The 17,795-nt window shown below is 37.1% G+C and carries 15 protein-coding genes; 10 read left to right on the top strand and 5 right to left on the bottom strand.

Annotation, left to right across the window (positions count from 1 at the left end):
- Positions 1-33 precede the first annotated feature (33 nt).
- Positions 34-807, bottom strand: a complete 774-nt coding sequence (locus tag FRZ67_RS14330; protein WP_147190414.1) for a hypothetical protein — start codon at positions 805-807, stop codon at positions 34-36.
- Positions 808-1,159: 352 nt separating this feature from the next.
- On the opposite strand from FRZ67_RS14330, the gene FRZ67_RS14325 reads away from it, so the two are divergent.
- The 7 genes from FRZ67_RS14325 to FRZ67_RS14295 all read left to right on the top strand — a co-directional run bounded on the left by FRZ67_RS14325 (position 1,160) and on the right by FRZ67_RS14295 (position 8,196).
- The gene (locus tag FRZ67_RS14325; protein ID WP_147190412.1) at positions 1,160-1,591 is read left to right on the top strand and encodes a globin domain-containing protein; all 432 of its coding nucleotides are present in this window, start codon (positions 1,160-1,162) and stop codon (positions 1,589-1,591) included.
- Positions 1,592-1,669: 78 nt separating this feature from the next.
- Positions 1,670-2,089 carry a globin domain-containing protein gene (locus FRZ67_RS14320; protein ID WP_147190410.1) on the top strand — a complete coding sequence of 140 codons (420 nt, stop codon included), beginning with the start codon at positions 1,670-1,672 and terminating at the stop codon, positions 2,087-2,089.
- A gap of 287 nt (positions 2,090-2,376) precedes the next feature.
- Positions 2,377-5,490 carry a sensor histidine kinase gene (locus FRZ67_RS14315; RefSeq protein WP_147190408.1) on the top strand — a complete coding sequence of 1,038 codons (3,114 nt, stop codon included), beginning with the start codon at positions 2,377-2,379 and terminating at the stop codon, positions 5,488-5,490.
- Positions 5,491-5,517: 27 nt separating this feature from the next.
- Entirely contained in the window at positions 5,518-6,285 is a 768-nt protein-coding gene (locus FRZ67_RS14310; protein WP_147190406.1) for a LytR/AlgR family response regulator transcription factor, read from the top strand.
- 270 nt (positions 6,286-6,555) lie between these two features.
- Positions 6,556-6,753: a hypothetical protein gene (locus tag FRZ67_RS14305; protein ID WP_147190404.1), complete on the top strand. Its 198-nt coding sequence runs from the start codon at positions 6,556-6,558 to the stop codon at positions 6,751-6,753.
- A 136-nt stretch (positions 6,754-6,889) separates the two neighbouring features.
- Entirely contained in the window at positions 6,890-7,492 is a 603-nt protein-coding gene (locus tag FRZ67_RS14300) for a trimeric intracellular cation channel family protein (RefSeq protein ID WP_147190403.1), read from the top strand.
- 116 nt (positions 7,493-7,608) lie between these two features.
- The gene (locus FRZ67_RS14295; protein ID WP_147190401.1) at positions 7,609-8,196 is read left to right on the top strand and encodes a hypothetical protein; all 588 of its coding nucleotides are present in this window, start codon (positions 7,609-7,611) and stop codon (positions 8,194-8,196) included.
- Positions 8,197-8,274: 78 nt separating this feature from the next.
- Here FRZ67_RS14295 and FRZ67_RS14290 read toward each other — a convergent pair whose 3' ends face one another.
- The 4 genes from FRZ67_RS14290 to gltX form a co-directional block, all read right to left on the bottom strand.
- Positions 8,275-10,473 carry an alpha-galactosidase gene (locus tag FRZ67_RS14290; RefSeq protein WP_147190399.1) on the bottom strand — a complete coding sequence of 733 codons (2,199 nt, stop codon included), beginning with the start codon at positions 10,471-10,473 and terminating at the stop codon, positions 8,275-8,277.
- 121 nt (positions 10,474-10,594) lie between these two features.
- Complete coding sequence (locus tag FRZ67_RS14285) at positions 10,595-11,014, bottom strand: cobalamin B12-binding domain-containing protein (protein WP_147190396.1); 420 nt, start codon at positions 11,012-11,014, stop codon at positions 10,595-10,597.
- 127 nt (positions 11,015-11,141) lie between these two features.
- On the bottom strand, positions 11,142-12,677 hold the full coding sequence (locus tag FRZ67_RS14280) for a glycosyltransferase family 39 protein (protein ID WP_147190394.1): 1,536 nt from the start codon (positions 12,675-12,677) through the stop codon (positions 11,142-11,144).
- An 85-nt stretch (positions 12,678-12,762) separates the two neighbouring features.
- The gene (gltX, locus tag FRZ67_RS14275; protein ID WP_147190393.1) at positions 12,763-14,301 is read right to left on the bottom strand and encodes a glutamate--tRNA ligase; all 1,539 of its coding nucleotides are present in this window, start codon (positions 14,299-14,301) and stop codon (positions 12,763-12,765) included.
- A 143-nt stretch (positions 14,302-14,444) separates the two neighbouring features.
- On the opposite strand from gltX, the gene FRZ67_RS14270 reads away from it, so the two are divergent.
- The 3 genes from FRZ67_RS14270 to FRZ67_RS14260 all read left to right on the top strand — a co-directional run bounded on the left by FRZ67_RS14270 (position 14,445) and on the right by FRZ67_RS14260 (position 17,721).
- Positions 14,445-15,458 (top strand): ARPP-1 family domain-containing protein, encoded by a 1,014-nt coding sequence (locus FRZ67_RS14270; protein WP_147190391.1) that lies wholly within the window; start codon positions 14,445-14,447, stop codon positions 15,456-15,458.
- A 201-nt stretch (positions 15,459-15,659) separates the two neighbouring features.
- Entirely contained in the window at positions 15,660-16,991 is a 1,332-nt protein-coding gene (locus FRZ67_RS14265) for an alpha-L-fucosidase (protein ID WP_147190389.1), read from the top strand.
- Between the two features lie 88 nt (positions 16,992-17,079).
- Positions 17,080-17,721 carry a polysaccharide deacetylase family protein gene (locus FRZ67_RS14260; protein WP_147190387.1) on the top strand — a complete coding sequence of 214 codons (642 nt, stop codon included), beginning with the start codon at positions 17,080-17,082 and terminating at the stop codon, positions 17,719-17,721.
- Positions 17,722-17,795: the final 74 nt, after the last annotated feature.

Genomic DNA, 17,795 nt, shown 5'->3' with positions numbered 1-17,795 from the left:
GGCCTGTTGTTAGTGGAAAACAAACACCGCCGTTTATGGCATATCGATAGCTCTGATGTTTACATTGTTTTCAATTTTACCGTTGCCGTTCTTGTCCCAGAAAGTAACATTTACCGCATACGTTTCTTCCCATTGCATGGGCGCACCGGTATTTACCGTGCATTTGAGATAAGTGATATCTTTATTGAATAGGCCTGCATCACCCGTTAAAAGATCTGGTTCATTTAGTAATTCTTTACCATTTTTATCTTTTATAACTAATGAGCAGCCAACATTTACTTTACCATCTTTTTCTTTTAAGCCTTTTACATTGTCGTTCACCAATATAAAACTTTCGCCCAAAGGAATATCTGTATGGTCAAGCACTTCTCCATTCATAACAAGCATTACTTTTTCAGGTTCAACGTTATTATATTTTGCTGTAAGCCCTGTAGTAAGATCTTTTTTAATACCCGCAGAGACCTGGCTACTACAGGAAGCAAGCGAAATAAATAAAAATACTACCACTGCACCCGCAAGAATTTTTCCGGGTAAAACAAAAGATGCTTTATTGCTTAATAACACCTCAGCAATTTCTGTAAGAAAATATATTGCAAATAATGAACTACCCAATATGCTGCCGATCAAAATTGTTTTTGAAAATATAGATGCTTCTTCACCCATTTGTATATTATAATCATGAAATAGAGATCGTACTAAAATATAAATGGTAATGGCTGCAAGGTTGCAGAAAAACAATAATGCCTTAAGTACGTGAAGATTTTTGATAAATTTCTGCCCAATAAGGCCGAAGATCTGTTTGTTCATAAGTGTAACGTTTATTGTGTGATTTTGTGGGTGCAAATATGGTGTGGCATAAAGCCGGTTTGCAATTATTACTCGCCGGAGTGTAGCAAAAAAAGATTGAAGTGTTTTTATTGCAAAGCAGGACGCAAAGGGGCTTTCATAAAAGGCAAACCAAAAGCGTTTTATCTTTTCCTTTACTATAATATAGCCCCAAAAAAGTTACTTACTCTTTAGTATTTATACTTTCCTGCTTCAATCAATGATCCATACGGTTTATTGGAAAAAATACAAGGTTGAGTAGTATAAATTTCTTTACGGTACTTACACATATCATTTTTGTGCAACAATTCATTTAAATATTCATTCTTGTTGTATGACAAATAATCAAATTCAGATCGTAAAAAAAACATGGAGCATAGTAGCTAAGCTAGATCCTTCCGTTGCAGGCACGTTATTTTATACACGCCTTTTTGCAGGCAGCCCCGAAATAAAAAGTATGTTCAAAAAACCCATACAAGAGCAATCTGCAAAGCTTATTAGCATGATTAACTATGCAGTTAGCAAACTTGACAGGCCTGCCACGATGCTGAAAGATGTGGCAAAACTGGCAAGACGCCATGTGGAATATGGTGTACAACCAGGCCACTACTTATTAGTAGGCAACGCTTTGATATGGACATTGGCCCAGGCACTTGATGAACATTGGACAGAGGAAACAAGAATGGCATGGGCCAGTTGCTACACTTTGCTGTCCAATACAATGATAGAAGCCGCTTACAGAAATCTGAGCTCCGAAGCTGCATAAATAATGTTTAGTTTAGGGGGTGAGAGCCCGTGTATTTGCATGGGCTTTCTTTTAAAGTTTACAGCAAAATTGTGAGATATGACAGAGGAGCAGGTAATATTAGTAAAACAAAGTTGGAAAAGCTTCTACAATGTTGATGCGCATATTTTAGGCGATCTTTTTTACAGCAAACTTTTTTTTGATAATCCGCGTTTGCGCAAAATGTTTCCCGAATCAATGGAAGCACAGCATTACAAACTTATCAATATGCTTACTGCTATTGTGCGCAGGATCGATGATCCGGATGCATTGGCAGAGGATATAAAAAACATGTCTATGCGCCACACCGGTTATGGTGTAAAACCAGATCATTATCGTTTGGTGGGTAATGCATTGCTGTGGACATTGGAAAAAGGTCTTGGCAATAGCTGGAACGAAAAGGTGAAAGATGCCTGGCGTGCATTTTATGAAATGATCGCTGCGATGATGATAAGTGCAGGCCGTGCGCAGATGGCATAATTTTTTTGGAGTCATGCTGTTGGATAAGCATTTAGCTTTTGTTGCGTCGCACTCTTGTACTGCATAACAGTAGTCGGCTGTCGACAGTTGCTCCGAACGTACAAGTGAGTGACACAACCGGCGATGCCCAAAGCTTTACTGTCGGCAACATAAATATATTCTTCATTGTTTTTGCTGTATGCTTTATTTGAAATAAGCAACACTTCATTTTATTTTTCGCAGGCTGCATGCAGAATGTTTTTATAAAGCAAGTGTTTTCACTAATTTGAAGGTTAATTACCAACTGCATGTTTGCAATACCAAAACATAGTTTTTTTTTCCTGTTTATTTTATTTGTTTTCCCTGCAGTTGCATTTAGTCAGTCAGAAACATTTGAAGTAACAAAGTTCGATGAAACATCGGGTCTGCAGAGCAATGCCATCAATACCATGCTGCAGGATTCTCATGGCTATTTGTGGTTTGGTACTACTACTGGTTTGTACAGGTATGATGGCTATAGTTTTAAGGTATTTAGAAAAATAAAAGGCGACAATAGCTCTTTACCTGAAAATACAGTACTCAAAATTTCAGAAGACAAAACAGGCAGGTTATGGCTTGGGCTTAACAAAGAAAAGATCTGCAGTTATGACCCCGCAACAGGGATATTTAAGAATTATAATGTAACAAGTTTCGATACTACTGCGCATGTGGCATCATACATATCTATGTTATACGTTGATAAAGAAAATTCCGTTTGGGCAGGTCTTTCGCAAAAAGGTTTTATTAAGCTTGACCCTGTAACAGGTAAGGTTGAGCATTACAATATTATTTCAGACACAAACCATTTTTATTCTGATGAACTCAGGGTTATTTATAACTCTGTGTATGATATGCTGGAAGGAGATAATAATATTTACTGGCTGGCCACACATGATGGCTTATATAAATTCAATGCGTCTTCAAAAGAAATAATACCGGTACGGGCAAAACCATTGGAACATGACCAGATAAGGGACGACCTGTTCAGTGTAATGCTCCCTGATGAAAATGGTTTCTGGCTTGGTTCCTGGGCAGGCGGTTTAAGTTATTATAATATTCGCACCAACCAATGGAACACTTACAAATTTGATATGCACAAAACAAGCGTTGCTACTACAAATATTGTAAGTGATATGAAATATAAAAACAAAAAAGAATTATGGATAACCAGTAACGATAAGGGATTTGGCAGTTTTAATATAGAAACCAGGCAGTTTCATTTTTTTGGTGGTGACAGCAACAAAGAAAATAATATACCGGGACAATTATGCTACCACTTAATGATAGACAAGCAGGATAATATATGGCTTTCGTTTCCTGTTGGTTTATTAAAAGTAAGGCAGGATGATTCAAGGTTTCATTATACAGGGATACCCGTTACCCGAACTGACAATGGGGTGTATTGGGGTGTAAACAGTATGCTGGAAGACAAGGCTGGCAGATGGCTTTTTACAGGTACCGGATTTGCAGATGGGCTGCATGTGACTGATAAAAAAACAGGCAGCACTAAAACCTTTTCATTTGATGTATCGCCACAAGAAGAAAATATTCTTTCTGTACCAGATATGATGGAAGACAGTAAGGGGAATATCTGGATCGTAACGAGGGATTTTATTTATCAATATGATCAGCAAAAAAATAAGCTTGTCTTAATAACACAGCCACCTCCTTATACCAGTACGCTCAAATCAAATTACTTTATACATATTGCAGAAGACAAAGAAGGTAAGGCATGGATTGCCTCTGAACGAAATGGTGTTTTTTGTTATGATGAAAGTAACAAAACATGGGATCATTATTACAATAATGCAACAGACAGTAAACATCTTTTACCTTCAAATATTATCAAAGGTCTTGTAGTAGATGCAACGGGAAGGATATGGATAGGCGGCACAAGAGGTTGTTTTGGATATTACGATAAAACATTGGGCAGGTTTATAAGTCTTGATGTAAATGCAAAGCCTTCTTCCAAAGTATCAGACAACCGTGTCTTTTCTTTATTTGCTGACAGCAATGGTGATGTCTGGGCAGGAACGGATGCAGGCTTGTCTTTTTATAATACGCATGAAGCTTTTCCTAAACTCAATACAATTATTGATGCAGAAGCGGGCCTTATGGGCAATATGATTACAAGTATAAGGGAAGATAAAAAAGGAGATATATGGTGCAGTTCTGCTTCTGGTGTTTGCAGGATAACGAAAGGTACTTATAACGTTACCAGTTATGGCGCAAGGGATGGTATTACAGCCAACACAGGTGATAATAATCTTTATGCCTTCCGCAACGGAAATATGGCCATTTTTTCTTCTGCCGGATATTATGTTTTTAACCCTGCTGAAGCAGACCTGAAAAGCTATAAAGTTCCACTGACTATAACTTCTTTTAAAATAGATGATAAAGAACAATTTTTCAACAGTACTATAACTGCGGGTAAAAGGTATACAATACCGTCAAACGCAAATGTTGTTTCTTTTGAATATGCTGCATTGGATCTTGTAAGGCCGGATAAACAGGAATATACCTATATGCTTGAAGGTTTTGATAAAGATTGGGTAAATGCAGGCAAACGTCGCTATGCGGGTTATGCAAATTTGCCCGGGGGTGATTACACCTTCAAAGTAAAGTCAACTAATAAACCTGGTCATTGGGACAGTGCCATAATATCGATACCAATACATGTAGAAGAGCCTTTTTATAAAACATGGTGGTTCTTTGTATTGCTTGCTATCATTATAGCTAACTCAACTTATATTTTTTACCGTTACAAATTAAAAAAGCAGCAACAGATCATGCAGCTTAGCGGAAAGGCAGATGCTTTGGAAAAAGAAAAAGCATTGGTGATGTATGAAAGTCTGAAGCAACATCTTAACCCGCATTTCTTATTTAATTCACTAACATCTTTAAGTAGCCTTATACGCTTTGACCAAAAGCTTGCAGTGGATTTTTTAGATGGCCTGTCAAAGATCTATCGTTATATACTCAAAAGTCGCGACAGGGAAACTGTGCCGCTGATGGAGGAAATAAAATTCGTAGAAACCTTTATTCAACTGCAGCAAACCCGGTTTGAAAAAGGACTAGTGGTAAACATTAATGTTCCTGAAGAATATTATACCTATAAGATAGCGCCTGTTACGTTGCAGAATCTTATTGAAAATGCCATCAAGCACAATATCATTGATGAAGACTCTCCATTGATAATAGATATTCTAATCGAAGATGAATACATCGTTGTAAAGAATAATCTGCAAAAGAAAAATTTTCTTGAAACAAGCAACAAACAGGGCCTGTTAAACATGAAATCGCTTTACAATTTCCTAAGCCATAAACCTATTATTATTGAAGGAACTGATCAATATTTTTTCGTAAAAGTTCCATTAATATAATTGTACCACATTTAAACTCAAACTTATATGAAAGCTGTGATCCTTGAAGACGAAACACTCATTGCAAAAGAGCTGCAGAATAAAATACAAACAGTAGCCAACGACATTACTATTGTGGAAGTATTGCCCAGTCTTAAAACTGCTAAGAAATGGTTCATGCAGAATGCAGAACCCGATCTTATCTTTATGGATATACAGTTAAGCGATGGCGTAAGCTTTGAACTGTTTGATATTTATAAACTCAATTGTCCGATTATTTTTACTACTGCTTATGATGAATACGCGTTGAAAGCATTTAAAGTTAACGGAGTAGATTATCTTTTAAAACCTGTAGATGAAGATGAATTAAAAAAGGCCATTGAAAAATGCAGGAGCATTGTAGAAAGCAAATCTGCAGCACCAATAGATATTCAGCAACTGGTAAAAAATCTTAAGCAGGGCAACACAACTTCTTTATACAAAGAAAAATTTATTGTAAGTGTCCGTAACAACTGGATACCTGTAAACACCAATGATATTGCCTGTTTTATGCGGGAAAACCTGAACTATCTTTTTACCTTTAACGGCGATAAATATATTCTCGATTTCACCACGCTTGAAGAAGTGGAGGAATTGCTTGATCCGAAAAAATTCTACCGTGCAAACAGGCAATATATTATTCATATTGATGCCATACAAAGTGTAAAGCCGCATGAGAATGCAAAGCTTACCGTTTCGTTAAAGGCACCCTTAAAGTTTGAAGTAGATATCAGCCGCGAAAAAGCGCCGACATTCAAAAAATGGTTCGACAGATAACAACACTCCGTTGTTAACCAGCTCAATTTATATTCATCAGATGAAAGGATTGCGACGCAAGGAACGATGCCATAAAAACAAAGCTGGTATCATAAAAGCTTTTCTATCCTGCTACTATTGGAATATTAAGTTCTCTGCCCGACGGTTCATTCATAGTTTTAAACACTTCGTTACGCGTTTTGTGTTCCCTGTCTTTATTTACTTTCCTTGTTTTGTTTTCTGTTGCAATTTTACATCGTAATAAATGATTAACACTTAAAACAAGCAACCATGGAACACCAGAAAAGAAGAAGGATGCAGCACAAAGTAGAGCTCTCTACATTGTTAAGATTGGTTGTTGCATCTTCAAATGTAAAAGTAAACAATAGTGAACGTGCAGAAACTGTGTGCAGAAACCTGGCAGAAGAGGCCATTGAATCTGTAAAACACAACGACCTGTCATTTAAATCATATAAACTATCAGCTTAGTACACTGGTAGATAATAAGAGCTTACAGGACCGAAAAACCTTCTCGCAAACAACCGTTGCTAACTTCGTAACCCGCTTTATAAGCGGGTTTTTTATTTTTGTAACGCATCATTAATTTCATTGCTTAATTTGTTCCATGAATTTTCTTGACCTGCTTGCATACGCCGGTATTTTTATCTTCGCCATTACAGGCGCATTTAAAGCAAGAACCTATAAGATGGATATTTTCGGCGCTGCAGTGCTTGCATTTGTTACCGCTTATGGTGGTGGCACTTTACGGGATCTGCTTATTGGCGCAAGACCTGTAAGTTGGGTAAATGATAATATTGCTTTATTACTTGTACTTGCTTCGATTGTTATTACTTTTTTGTTTCAACTTAATTACCGGCAGTTCAGGCGCACAATCTTTTTTACAGATGCTGTTGGAATCGGTCTCTTTACTGTAACAGGTATTGAAAAAAGTTTAGCATTTGGATTAAACGATACGTATGCAGTTGTTATGGGCGTTATCACTGCTACTTTCGGTGGATTGATCGCCGACATCTTATGCAACGCCGTTCCCAATTTATTAAAGCGTGGAGAACTTTATGCCACAGCCTGTGCTATTGGCGGCGTTATATATATTCTGTTGAAAAAAATTCCGTTAGAACATCATATCAATCTTTCCATCTGCATTATCATTATTGTTGCAGTAAGAATCTATTCTAAAAGAAAGAGATTGAGTTTGCCTGAGATTTAGTTTTTTTATGAACCCGGGTGTTGAATAAAAATTTAGCTTTTGTTGCGTCGCACACTTGTACGTCTGAAACTGTCGTCAGCTATTTATTATCTTTATAGGAACCAAACTTCCCTGCTATGAAAAAATTATCCGTACTCGTTACACTCCTTACCTGTGCTATACTAGATACAAATGCACAAAGTAATACACTCAACAATGTGGCCACCACGCTTTTTAAAAATGTAAAAACAAAACTTACTGTTGCAGAAAAAAATGAAATAGCAACAAAACTGGGTTTTATATTATCAGGTAATAAAGACCAACCATTTGCTTCAGATAAAGACAGTAAGGATTATCCATTCACTGCAACAGTATTACCTACCGATATGAATAAAGATGGCAAGGAAGAAATTTTTGTTTCATTCGGCAATTCGTATACTTCAGGAAATGCAGGCACCAGCATAGCATTGTTTATAAAAGATGCTAAAGGCATTTATGTAAATCACCTTGGTTTTCCGGGCATGGTGCCTGACGCACTTGCAACCGCAAATCTTGGTTATCCTGATTTGTTGATTGGTGGGCCCGGCATGGAATATCCTGTGTGGAGATGGAACGGCAAAGCCTATGCTTTCAACAGGCAGGTTAAAGATGCAGCTTATGAAAAATTGAAGAAGCAAAGCATTGAAGATGTAAGCAAGGTTTATCAAATTACTATAAAAGAATAATTGTTGCGGCATATTGATAAAGTACAAGTGTGCGACGCAACAACAGCTTAATAGTAGCAATAAAGATTGGCTCAAAAATTATTTACTTTCTGTAACCTGCAGTACCACACTTGTTCTTCTGCTATTAACATCAGGGTTAATACCTACATTCATTAAAAATGCGCCACTATAAATTTTACTTTCATCAATTGTTGTTCTTGTGCCGGGATATAAATTGATTTCTTTCACAGCATATTTTTTATCCTCATCAAGGCCATTTAATTTAACAGGTCTTTCACTGGCTTCATTCACACGTGTATTGTGCATGTAAGTAAACATGATGGCATTGCTTTTATTTTTATCTACATACATGAAAGATGCAAAAGGATTTTCATATGGGCTTGCCAACCGATATTGATCTCCATGCCACACAATATCTTTAAAGCCATTATAATTTTTTACTGCCAGCTTGCAATACGCAAGATCATTTTCGCTGAGTTTGCTGGCAACAATATCAAATCCAAGTTTACCCATGCTTGCCACATCTGTTCGAAATTTTATAGGCTGTTTTCCCCAATCAGTAACGTGACAATCTGTTGTAATCGATGGAAAGAAATAGGAATAATTCCATTGCTGAAAAATGCGTTCAATTGGTTCCGTATCATCGCTTGGCCAGAACTCTGTAAAGTATTTTAGTATTTCATAATCGCCACGGCCACCTCCGCCGGAACACAGCATCATCGGCGCTTTCGGATATTTTGCTCTTATGCGTTGCAGCACTTTGTATAAACCATTTACATACTCAACATACAAATGTGTCTGCGGAATTTTATTCTTTTCGAGATAAGCAGAGTAAGCATTGTAGATAACTGCATTGCAATCCCATTTTATAAAAGCCAGTTCAGGATTTTTTGTAAAGAGATTATCAACCACACCAAAAACATGATCCTGCACTTCAGGATTTGTAAGATCCAGCACGAGTTGATTACGATAATATTTTTCAGGACGCTCTGGCTGACGTATCACCCAATCCAAATGCTTTTCATACAATTCACTTTTAGGGTTTACCATTTCAGGTTCTATCCAGATACCAAATTTTACACCAGAATCTTTTGCTGCTTTAACAAGGTAGCCAATACCATTCGGCAATTTTTTTTCATTTTCCTGCCAGTCGCCAAGACCAGCATTATCACCATTGCGTGGATATTTATTACCAAACCATCCATCGTCCAGCAGGAACATATCAACTCCTAAATTTTTTGCATCTTTAAATAATGCAGCTAATTTTTGTTCATTGAAATTAAAATAAGTTGCTTCCCAGTTATTAAGCAATGTCAACCGCTCTCCTTCCCCATCAAGTACCTGATATTTTCTTGCCCAGCTTTGTAACTGGCGGCTTGCCCGACCTGTACCATTATCAGAAATGGTATAAATAAGTGAAGGCGTTTTAAAAGATTTACCTGCAGCCAGTGTATATGCAGATGCATAAGGATTGATGCCTGCTATCAACCGCAGATTCTTATAAGAATCAATTTCAAAATCTAATTTATAATTACCACTCCATGCAAGTTGACCCAACAAAACTTTGCCACTGTTTTCGTCTGCAGGTTTACCAAACGATACCATAAAATTTGGTGTACCTAATAACATAGCACGTGTACCCAGCTTGCTTTCTATTACACGATTGCCTTGTAATAATTTTTCTTCCTGCGGCTGCATCTCTGTAAGATATTCTCCCTGGTAACTGGTGAGATAAAAATCTTTCTCAGAAAAAAATAAATTAGCAGATGCATATTTCTGCATCACCACCGGGCCTTTTTCATTGTTTACAATTTCGCTCCATTGCTCAATTACATTTTCATTTTTCCATGTTTTATAAAAAAGATTCACAGCAAGTTTGTACAATGGATCCTGCAAGTGAATGGTAGTAAGACTTGTGTTATCATCTAATGCTGTTGCTTCATAATTAACATATTTCAGATCAGTTGATGGATTGCCATCTGAATGTGTAACCTGTATCGCAGGCTCCGAAAGACTCCATGTACCAGCAGGTGTATACGCATTATTATAACTGCCAGCATTATCTGTAGAAAATTTAAACATACCTGCAATAGCGCCATAGTCTTTCACTTCATTTATCCGGTCTCCGCAATACACCATGCTGAGGTAGTTATTTTTATCTGCCTGCAGAACAATAGCGTGATCTTTTGTTTCAATAGGAATAAATGTTTGTGCAATAAGTGAATTGGAAATGCAAAGCAAGCTTGTTAGTGCAGTGAGGAGATATGTATACTTCATCAAAAAAAGTTTGAGAGTGAATATACATATTGTTTTAATTATGATCCGGGCTGTAGGTTATAAATAATGCTTTTGTTGCGTCGCACTCTTGTACTGTAATAATTATGGCAGCAATGTGATACTAAAAACTTCTGTTTCTACTAACCCAATCTTTTATATAATCAGCAATCTCCGTTGTAGCGGTACCAGGTGCAAATAATTTTCCAACACCCATTTCATTGAGTGTATTCATGTCATCATCAGGAATAATGCCACCGCCGGTAAGTAATACATCATTCATTTCTTTTGTTTTCATCAGTTGCAGGATCTTTGGAAATACGGTCATATGTGCGCCGCTGAGAATACTTACACCAATAGCATCCACATCTTCCTGTAATGCAGTGTTCACAACCATTTCAGGGGTTTGACGCAGGCCTGTATAGATCACTTCCATACCCGCATCGCGTAAAGCAGTAGCAATTACCTTAGCACCGCGGTCGTGACCATCGAGTCCAACTTTTGCTACCAAAACTCTTACCGGGCGATTTAATATTGTACTCATGCAACCGTTTTATTGACGAGCAAAAATAAGCATTTGGATTTTGTATTATCTGCAGAAGAAAATTGTGCAGTACAAGAGTGCGACGCAACAATGATTAATTGAAATACAAAAGCTGGTAACCCAAAAATTATTTAAACTCGTCTTTGTCTTTTTGAATTTTCTCTTTAAAGAATTGATTGAATTTTTCATTTGCGCCTTTTAGTAAGATCACAAAATCTCCATGCTCCCTTGCAAATGGAGTAGTGATGCTGTCAGTTAACACTGCCGAAGAGAAATCTTTTATAAAATCATGCTGCATTTCATTGGGATCATCAGTAAGTAGCAACAGGTTGTCAATATGCATTGTATCGGGTAGCCAATACAGGAAGCTTGCATTATCACTATATGCTTCCGGCAGATGATATTTTTTTGCGTAGAAAGAAACTGCACCCGCCATGCCATAATTATCGCAGAATAAAACAGTATGTTTCTTTTCAGCGCTGTCAAGTGTTTCATACGCCTTACTCATTTTCTGCGCCATTTCTTCCCAGCCAAGCATATCAGAAAAATCCTGCGGTAATGGATGATCTTTGAGATCCTCCCATTTTAATGCGCCTGTGTTCTTTGTTCCCATCTTTTCGTATAGATCTGCAAGTTGTTGCGGAGGAAAAATTGGCAATGCAATTGGTATCATTAATGTTCCCAGCACGACCGGGAAAATGATAAATGCATAACACAATATTTTTCGCTTTTCGCTCGTAAATTTTTCCAGATTGTAGGCACCAAAAGCAAATAGCACAGGATAAACGCCCAGTGAATAATAATTTTTTCCATGCCCGATAAGAAACAAAATGATTACAATAAAGTAAGCATAGCCAACAAAACGAAACCGTTTCTCTTTGTGCGAAAAGAGCACATACCACAAACCTGATACCCATATGAATACACATGGAATATTCATCAACAATTGGTCTTTCAAAAAATCCAGTGGGCTTATATACTGCAATTGTGTATCGCGCAATTCCTGCATATGATGTGCAACCGGAAAATCTCTATTGTACTGCCATAAAAGATTAGGCAAAAAAATGATAAACCCGATCACTGAAGCATACCAAAAATGCTTATTGCCAATAACACTTCTGTATTTTGTAAACATCAACCCAAGCAACACACTTACTGTAATAAACGCAACAGAATATTTACTCATCATGCCAAGCCCTACGCTTATACCAAACAAGTAAAGCCATTTATTCTGCTCCGTTTGAATAAAGCGAATAATGCTGTACATGATCAACGTCCAGAAAAAAATTTCAGGTGGATTTGGCTGAAATAAAAAGAATAGCCGCAGGTAAACGCCGAATATGAATGGCAGAAACAATAATAACAACGAGAAACTTTTGCCACCAAGAGATAAAACAATTCTTCCGGCAACAATAAAAGTTGCAGCGCCAAATATTGATGGCCATAGTTTTATCCAAAACATTCCATCACCAAAAATATGTGTAAACCATGCAAACACTGAAAGCAATGGCGGTACTTCCATAAAACCCCACGCCATATGATGCCCTTCTGCCAGGTAAAGAAACTCATCTCTGTGCGGCCCGTACACATTATTCTGAAGTAAATAAGGAATGATAATTTTTAGGAGTGCCAGAAAATACAAAAGCCTGTTATTCTTATTCATGCAGTTTATTTGCAGGAAGATACAACAGGCTTCGATTATAAAATACAGGTTTTTATTAACGGAATTGCCAAACGCTGAATGGTAATTATGACTGCAATAAAGACAAAGTATGTTGAATACGTTTAACCGTGTCTTCTCTGCCAATAATAGTTGCAATATCGAATACACCTGGACCAAACTTACCACCCACCAACATAATTCGTAATGGCAGCATTAATTCCCCCGGTTTTATTTGATGTGCAGCTGCCATTTCTTTAAATTCTTTTTCCAGTTCATCATGCTCCCATAAAGTAGCAAGCTCAAATGCACGGATCAATTCGGTGAAGAAAAGATTTTTCTTTTCATCCCATTTTGGCTTGATAGCATTTATATCAATATCAACAGGCGATTGAAAAAAGAAAGATGCCTGTTGTACAAAATCGGGGAGTAATGTACAACGCTCTTTTACTAATTCTAAAACAGTTTCAAATTTTTTATCATCACTGGCAACAATATTTTTTTCATCAAACAGCTTTTTTATCTGTGCCTTATAATTTGAAACAGGTAATTTTTTTATCCATTCATGATTATACCATTTTGCTTTTTCAAAATCGAATTTGGCACCGCCCTTGTGCACACGGTCCATTGAAAATTTACTGATCAATTCATCAAGTGTAAAAATTTCCTGGCTTGTTCCATCATTCCAGCCGAGCATTGCAAGCATGTTTACAAATGCTTCTGGTAAAAAACCTCTTTCCCGAAAGCCTTCTGTCAGTTCATTCATTTTGGCATCCATCCAATTCATCGCAAATACAGGAAATCCAAGACGGTCTCCATCACGTTTACTTAGTTTACCATTACCATCTGGTTTTAAGATCAAAGGAAGATGCGCCCATTGCGGCATATTTTCCAAACCAAATAAATATTTCCAGAGTATTACATGAACCGGTGCGCTTGGCAACCACTCTTCTCCACGAAAGGCATGTGTGATCTTCATTAAGTAATCATCCACCACAACTGCCAAATGATAGGTAGGCATGCCATCAGCCTTTAGTAAAACTTTATCGTCCACCTGTGAAGAATTAAATGAGACTTCACCACGGATCATATCAGTAAAAGTAATGGTTTCATCAAGTGGCATTTTGATACGGATCACATAAGGCGCTTCCTCACTTAACAATCTTGTTACCTCGTCATCTCCAAGCGTTAATGAATTACGCATCTTCTCACGCAGCACATAATTATATTGTGGCGAAGTATTCTCCGCAGTTTTAAATTTGCTGCGCATTTCGTCCAGTTCTTCAGCTGTATCAAATGCATAGTAGGCGTAACCATCTTTTATTAACTGTTCTGCATATTGTTTATAGATTGGCTTGCGTTCGCTTTGCCTGTAAGGTGCATATGGGCCACCATGCAATGGGCTTTCATCTGGTTCAAGGCCACACCATTTTAAACAATCGAAAATATATTCTTCTGCACCAGGAACAAAACGTGTTTGATCTGTATCTTCTATACGCAGAATAAAATCGCCACCATTATGTTTGGTGAAAAGATAATTGAATAACACTGTTCTCACACCACCAAGGTGCAGCCCTCCCGTTGGTGAAGGTGCAAAACGGACTCTTACTTTATTATCGCCGGGCATAGATTTATTTTAAATACTAAAACTTTTTTAGGATTGCAAAGATAATCCTTGTAAGGGCTGCAACCCAATTCTGTGTTTTATGCTTTTATATTGAAATAGTAATGTAGTTTCGTTTCCAGTCAGCTAAATCATTGATCAAAACGATGAACGGAATGCGACGCAACAGGCGATGCCATAAAAGGCAAAAGCCGGTACCCAAAAAACCACACAACATATTTTTCAGCAAAGTTTTTTTTGCTGTTGTATTTTTCTTTTCATTTTCTTCAGCTTCTTTTGCACAATTAACATACGCTACATTATCTGTTCAGTATGATTCGCCATGGGTTTGTAATAACCTGAAATTGATACCTGTGAAATTCAGGGATACTGCTGTTGCAAAGAAAAGCACTCAAAGCAATAATATTATTTCTTTTGAAGATGCTTTGAAAGAGGGAAAAATAACGGTAAGAGAAATGACCACACAGGGTGGTGCAGATGTTGGTATGCTTGAGTTGAGAAATCATTCGAAAAAAAATGTTCTTATTGAAAGCGGCGAGATGGTTGCAGGTGGCAAACAGGACAGGGCATTTGCAGAAACAACAATAATTCCACCGGGTGATGATGAAAATTTTGTGCCAGTATTTTGTGTAGAGAAAGGGAGATGGGAAAACAGGCTGCGCAATTTCAGGTATGCAGGCCCAGCCAATTCATCATTGCGAAAGCAAATGAATATTACCAAAAAACAAAACAAGGTTTGGAAAGAAATTGACCGGCAATTGGCAGATGATAAAAAACAAAGTGCAACAAGCGCATATCTTAATTTATACCGTGATACATCTGGCGCAGATTCTGCCTGTCTTGCTTTCTTCAGGAAAAAAATGAAGGACAGCGATAGTCTTTATGCGGGTTTTGTAGCACTTTCAGGAGATCATATTATTAATTGCGAACTCTTCGGCAGCAGCGATCTTTGCATTACTTCTTTTGAAACAATGCTAAAGGGTTATATGCGTAGTGTGCGTGATAAATCAGGTACTGTAAGCGTTTCAGACGATGAAGTAAAAAAATTCCTGGACAAATTTTTAAAGACAGAAGAACAGCAACAAAAATATCTTGCTGACCATGGTGCTATTTTTACTTATGATAAAAAAGTAATTCATCTTATTGCTTATAGTGATTAATGTTTTATACTTAGCGGCTTTACTACTATTAAACTTTCGTTGTGTCACTCACTTGTACGTTCTGTTAACTATTCAGCAAAATGCCATTGCATTGTAATATTCTGACATGTTTGCTTAGTATTTTACCTGTTTTATTTTTTGTGCATGCAGAATAATTCTCATTTCGAATGCTATACTTATCTTTAAACAAATACATGCCGCATGAAAAAAATGTACCTGCTCATATTATATGCATGCATAGCAATTTCTTCTTACGCACAAAGCAATTACACACCTGCTCCCGAAAATCTTAAAGCAAGGCAATGGTTTGCAGATGCAAAATTTGGATTATTTATTCACTGGGGGCCTTTTAGTATTCCCGGTGATGGAGAATGGGTAATGAACAACCGTAATATTACCGTAAAGAATTATACAAGGCTGATGGATTTTTTTAACCCGATTGAATTTGATGCAGCCAAATGGGTTGGCATGGCTAAAGATGCAGGCATGAAATACATAACGCTTATTACAAGGCATCATGATGGGTTTAGCATGTGGGATACAAAGTATTCTGATTTCAATATTATGAATACGCCCTATAAAAAAGATATTGTAAAGATGATGGCTGATGAATGTCATAAACAGGGCATTAAATTATTTCTTTATTACTCTTTACTTGATTGGAGACGAGATGATTATTCGTGGACAACCGGAAGAACTGGTAAAGGCACCGGCAGAACAGTGCAGGGCAATTGGAACGACTATATTGCTTTCATGAAAAATCAATTAACGGAATTGCTAACTAATTATGGAGAGATAGGTGGCATCTGGTTCGATGGCCATTGGGATCAAACAGCACCGGAAGGTGCGGCAGACAGGAGTGCAAGAATTGACTGGCACTATGATGAGATCTACGGCCTTATTCATAAACTGCAACCACAATGTATGATTGGGAACAACCATCATTTGACTCCCTTTCCCGGTGAGGATTTTCAAATGTTTGAGAAAGACCTGCCCGGGGAAAATAAATCAGGTTTAAGTTACCAGGAAGCTTCTGATAAGTTACCTGTTGAAACTTGCGAGACGATCAATAATTCATGGGGTTTTAATATAACTGATACAACATACAAAACGCATGAGCAACTATTGCAATACCTGGTAAAAGCATCCGGGCTTGGTGCAAATTTTTTATTGAATATTGGTCCAATGCCTAATGGTGAAATTCAGCCTGAATTTGTGGAACGTTTGCATTGGATGGGCGAATGGTTGCGTGTGTATGGGGAAAGCATTTACAACACTACTGCGGGGTACGTAAAACCGCAAAGTTGGGGATGTATGACACAAAAAGAAAATAAAATATACCTGCACTTTTTTGACAAACAAAGAGCTTCTGTGATCTTAGAGCAATTTCCATATAGGAAAATAACAAAAGCATATTTGCTGAAGGATAAGAGTTCTGTAAAGACACAATTAAAGAATGGAACTGCACAACTTTTTCTTCCGGATAATGATATGGAACCTGACATGGTTGTTGTAATGGAAGTAAAGAATTAATCATTCAAATAAAATTATAAAGACGCTGTATTGATAATACAGCGTCTTTATAATTTTACATCATTATTTTCTGATTTATTTTTGATATATGTTCTATACCGTGAAAGTACCGTGGCTGATTAAAAAATTATATCCTTCGTTGACCTGGGAAAAACCAACGAAAGAAAAAGTACTTTACCTCACCTTCGACGATGGCCCGCATCCGACTGCCACTCCTTTCGTGCTTGATCAATTAGCAAAATATAATGCAAAAGCAACCTTCTTCTGTATAGGGAAAAATGTAGTGGACCAAACTGACATTTACAAACGCATTCTTGATGAAGGGCACAAAACAGGAAACCACACCTACAATCATCTTAATGGATGGAAAACAAGCAATGAAAAATATTTTGAAAATATTTTCGAAGCTGCCAACTACATCGATAGTGATCTGTTTCGCCCTCCTTATGGAAGGATCAGTAAATTTCAAATAAAATTATTACAGGAATCAAAAGAAAATAAATACTATTCAAGACCATTTAAGATAATTATGTGGTCTGTTCTTAGTGGAGATTTTGACCTGGAGCTATCCCCGGAAAAGTGTCTTCAATATGTATTACTCAATGCAAAGCCTGGCAGCATCATTGTATTTCATGACAGCACGAAAGCATGGGATAGAATGAGATTTGCATTACCTAAAGTATTGGAGCATTTTAGCAAACAGGGATATCAATTTCATTCGTTGCAATAAATAACTGTTTTGAATAATTTATATCTGAAGTACAACTAAGTTCAATATAGATTAGAAAGTGAAAATGTGCGACG

Origin of the sequence: Panacibacter ginsenosidivorans, assembly GCF_007971225.1 — a bacterium.
GTDB lineage: Bacteria > Bacteroidota > Bacteroidia > Chitinophagales > Chitinophagaceae > Panacibacter > Panacibacter ginsenosidivorans.
The sequence above is the reverse complement of the archived record's forward strand: the minus strand, read 5'-3'. Positions and strand labels throughout refer to the sequence as shown.

Excerpts from the sequence above, each read along its gene's own strand:
- FRZ67_RS14295 (WP_147190401.1), top strand. The coding sequence starts at position 7,609 with ATGAAAAAATTATCCGTACTCGTTACACTCCTTACCTGTGCTATACTA.
- FRZ67_RS14260 (WP_147190387.1), top strand. The coding sequence starts at position 17,080 with ATGTTCTATACCGTGAAAGTACCGTGGCTGATTAAAAAATTATATCCT.
- FRZ67_RS14320 (WP_147190410.1), top strand. The coding sequence starts at position 1,670 with ATGACAGAGGAGCAGGTAATATTAGTAAAACAAAGTTGGAAAAGCTTC.
- FRZ67_RS14290 (WP_147190399.1), bottom strand. The coding sequence starts at position 10,473 with ATGAAGTATACATATCTCCTCACTGCACTAACAAGCTTGCTTTGCATT.
- FRZ67_RS14305 (WP_147190404.1), top strand. The coding sequence starts at position 6,556 with ATGGAACACCAGAAAAGAAGAAGGATGCAGCACAAAGTAGAGCTCTCT.
- FRZ67_RS14280 (WP_147190394.1), bottom strand. The coding sequence starts at position 12,677 with ATGAATAAGAATAACAGGCTTTTGTATTTTCTGGCACTCCTAAAAATT.
- FRZ67_RS14285 (WP_147190396.1), bottom strand. The coding sequence starts at position 11,014 with ATGAGTACAATATTAAATCGCCCGGTAAGAGTTTTGGTAGCAAAAGTT.
- FRZ67_RS14330 (WP_147190414.1), bottom strand. The coding sequence starts at position 807 with ATGAACAAACAGATCTTCGGCCTTATTGGGCAGAAATTTATCAAAAAT.
- FRZ67_RS14300 (WP_147190403.1), top strand. The coding sequence starts at position 6,890 with ATGAATTTTCTTGACCTGCTTGCATACGCCGGTATTTTTATCTTCGCC.
- FRZ67_RS14270 (WP_147190391.1), top strand. The coding sequence starts at position 14,445 with ATGAACGGAATGCGACGCAACAGGCGATGCCATAAAAGGCAAAAGCCG.
- FRZ67_RS14265 (WP_147190389.1), top strand. The coding sequence starts at position 15,660 with ATGAAAAAAATGTACCTGCTCATATTATATGCATGCATAGCAATTTCT.
- FRZ67_RS14325 (WP_147190412.1), top strand. The coding sequence starts at position 1,160 with ATGACAAATAATCAAATTCAGATCGTAAAAAAAACATGGAGCATAGTA.
- FRZ67_RS14310 (WP_147190406.1), top strand. The coding sequence starts at position 5,518 with ATGAAAGCTGTGATCCTTGAAGACGAAACACTCATTGCAAAAGAGCTG.
- FRZ67_RS14315 (WP_147190408.1), top strand. The coding sequence starts at position 2,377 with ATGTTTGCAATACCAAAACATAGTTTTTTTTTCCTGTTTATTTTATTT.
- gltX (WP_147190393.1), bottom strand. The coding sequence starts at position 14,301 with ATGCCCGGCGATAATAAAGTAAGAGTCCGTTTTGCACCTTCACCAACG.